The sequence below is a fragment of the Okeania sp. genome (genome assembly GCF_983059655.1).
On record NZ_CEZPJD010000885.1, the window covers coordinates 1 to 3102 of the forward strand.

General features: G+C 35.1%; 2 protein-coding genes and 1 pseudogene. 2 read left to right on the forward strand and 1 reads right to left on the reverse strand.

Annotated features, from left to right (window positions below; all coding sequences use genetic code 11):
- Positions 1–335, forward strand: a pseudogene (locus AC3DU7_RS29760) (glycosyltransferase family 39 protein); the annotation flags it as partial.
- 312 nt (positions 336–647) lie between these two features.
- A complete protein-coding gene (locus tag AC3DU7_RS29765) occupies positions 648–1799 on the forward strand; it encodes an RNA-guided endonuclease InsQ/TnpB family protein (protein WP_488042852.1) in 1152 nt (383 codons plus the stop codon).
- A gap of 299 nt (positions 1800–2098) precedes the next feature.
- On the opposite strand, the gene AC3DU7_RS29770 is transcribed toward AC3DU7_RS29765, so the two are convergent.
- Positions 2099–2851: a hypothetical protein gene (locus AC3DU7_RS29770; RefSeq protein ID WP_488042853.1), complete on the reverse strand. Its 753-nt coding sequence runs from the start codon at positions 2849–2851 to the stop codon at positions 2099–2101.
- Between the last annotated feature and the right edge of the window lie 251 nt (positions 2852–3102).

Sequence of the window (3102 nt, forward strand, 5' to 3'; positions counted from 1 at the left end):
GAGTAATATCTTGTGGAATTAGTTCCCAAGCAGAAACTTGGTGGCATAAATATAGCAGTTATTATGACCCTCAAGTAGCAAAAATAATTAACCAAACAAACAACCCACTTGTAATTAGTAATCATTCCCTGAGATTAGCTTCTCTGAGTTATTTACTTAATCCTCAAGTTAAATTTCAATTTGTAGAAGTAGGTGATGTACCAGAAATTCCTGATGGTTTTAGTCATGTGTTTATATTTCGCCCAGAATGGAGTTTAATTTCAGCATTAGAAACACAAGAAAACTCCCCACTAGAATTAGTTCATAACAGTGGAGAACTCTGGATTTTAAAATAATCAGGAAAAAAGAGTCAGCGGAAATAAATCAAGTAGTTATTTGAGAATAAATATTTATATCAAATTCATTTCTAAGCTGTAGCGGCAGGAGAGCAATCTCCCAAAATCTTATTCTCAAGCTCTATCAGGGAATGTTGAAAGAGGACTCCCCCTATAATCTTTGATTTAGCGGTGAGATGAATTACAAAAACACAAATTAATTGAGCGGAGCGCGAATCCTTTGATATAGGTTTTTGAGATATTTAATCAGGTTTGTAATTAATCATATTGTGTTATATTATTAATAGATTAGGAAACAAAAAAACCGTCAACGTGATTACTTTAACTTACCAGTATAAACTCAAACCTACAAAACAACAAGAAGCAGAAATTAATCAGATTCTTGATGTTTGTAAAACTGTATATAATTATGCTTTGAGAGAGCGGAAAGACTGGCTAAGTTCAAGAAAATCACTAATTAATAGTTGTTCAATTATTTCTGAATATATTATTCCTGCTGATGCTCCCTACCCTAATTACAATTGTCAAGCTAAAAGTTTAACAGTAGCTAAGAAAACTAATCCTAGATTAAAGTCAGTTAATGCTCAAGTATTACAACAAACTTTAAAAACTTTAGATAGAGCATTTGTTAATATGAAAACTTTAGGTAGAGGTTTTCCTAGATTCAAGAAGAGGATGAGGAGTTTTGTTTTTCCAGCAATGTTAAATAATTGCTTGGGTAATAACAGGTTTAAACTACCTCAGTTAGGTTGGATTAAATTAAGGAAAAGCAGACCATATCCAGAAACTATGGTAGCTAAACAAGCTAGGATAGTTAAAAAAGCTAGTGGTTATTATTTGATGATTAGTTTTCAATCATCAGAGTTAGTTCCAGATAATCCAGTAGGAAAAAAGTCTTTAGGGATAGATGCAGGAATAGAAAATTTTGTAGCCACTTCTACAGGTAAATTGTTTAAATCACCTAAGTTTTTGTTAGGTCAACTACGCGAGCTTAAATTGCTGCAACGTAGACTTAAGAATAAAGCTAAAGGGTCAAGTAATTGGTTAAAGCTTCAGAACAAAATAGCTAGGCTACATGAAAGAATAGCTAATACTAGACGTGACTGGCATTTTAAATTAGCTCATCAACTTTGTGATTTAGCAGATAATATTTTTGTTGAAGATATTAACTTTACTTCCTGGTCTAAAGGTATTGTCAGAAAGCAATCTCTAGACTCTGGAATAGGTAAGTTTATTAATGAAATATTACCTTATGTTTGTTGGAGTCGAGGTAAGTATTATGCAAAAGTTGATAAGAATTATACATCTCAAGAATGCCCAAATTGTGGTTATGTAAACAAGAAAAACCTTGGGGATAGAAAACATAATTGTAGCAACTGTGGTTGTCAGGTTAATCGTGATGTAGCTGCTGCAAAAGTAATCAGAAATAGAGGATTAATAGCGGTGGGGCACACCGTTAAATAAAAAGCTTGTGGAGACGGTCTGACGGGGGTACAATTCAGCTTATTTGATTTGTTACCTAGTTAAGAGTCATTAAATCAAGAATCCCCCGTTATAATCTTTGATTTAACGGCGGGAGTGTCAAAAACTAGCTTCGATGACTCCAAAGGAATCACCGAATGCAGTGTTTAATTTATTCTGTCCATAGGCTTAAAAGGCCATTGAAACCATCTCTAACTTATGGATCTAGAATTCATTAGTTAACACCAACATTAAATCATCTGTTAACCTGGGAATCTTTTAATTACTTTTCAGAATATGAGCTATTTATTACTACAAAACTTTCTCTTTCTAGATAGTCCAGCTAATGCAGATACTCCTGCCAAAGTCCAGAAAGATGTTAAAGGTTCTGGAACGCGACCACGAACTTCTTTACCAACTTCAATCATGTCGAATTGGGCATCAATTTCTGGCGGGCCGTCAATCTCCAACTTAATTGCACCAACATTAGTGAAATCTGCATTGCCACTAAAATTATCAAAGAGGAAAGTTGCGGTTTCTGGAGTTGTTATAGCTTGGGCAAAGGTCTGCGAAAGACTTGAAACACCGTTATTAAGGTCATAGATAGTAAATTCCAACTCTAAACCAGGAAGGTCAGCTGAGATGATTTCTACCAATATACGATCTAGAGGCCAAGCACCACCAGTTAGGTCTATTCCTCCCAAACCATCTTCATCTACTTCTGTGGGATCGTCATCTCCATCCCAAACTATAGTTCCAGACCCAGTAGTACCTGTAGCATTACTAAAATTAAGTGCTCCTCCAGTTGCTTCGATACGAGTTTCCAGAAGACTATCAGCATCTCCCATAGCTTCTATATCCCGGAAACCACCAATAATAGAACCATCTGGCCCCACTTGGCTACTACTAAATACTGCGGGTTCAAGTGCCTCAAGTCCAACAAGCTGATTTACGCTAAAATCGTCGATGATAATTGGATCTGCTTGAGCACTTCCTGCTCCCAACATAGCTGTGGTTGCCAATAAGCTAAAAATATATTTTTGATGTGTTTTCATAGAAATTATCCTTCCAAATAACTCTGACTACAGATTTACAGATTTATAGAACAGTTGATTAGCTTGAGCTATAGCTTATAGTTCTCAGTGTTTAATGCGTTGTTAAACACAAGCTTGAACTACAAGTGATTAGTAACCGATTTAATACGAAGTTACACAGAATATACTTAATCAGGGTACTGCTTTGAGCAGTTCTAGATAAATACAACACAACTCTGTATAAGTGCTTATTACAAATCATAACTCTAAGC

Coding starts and splice junctions, on each gene's coding strand:
- AC3DU7_RS29770 (WP_488042853.1), bottom strand. CDS start 2,851: ATGAAAACACATCAAAAATATATTTTTAGCTTATTGGCAACCACAGCT.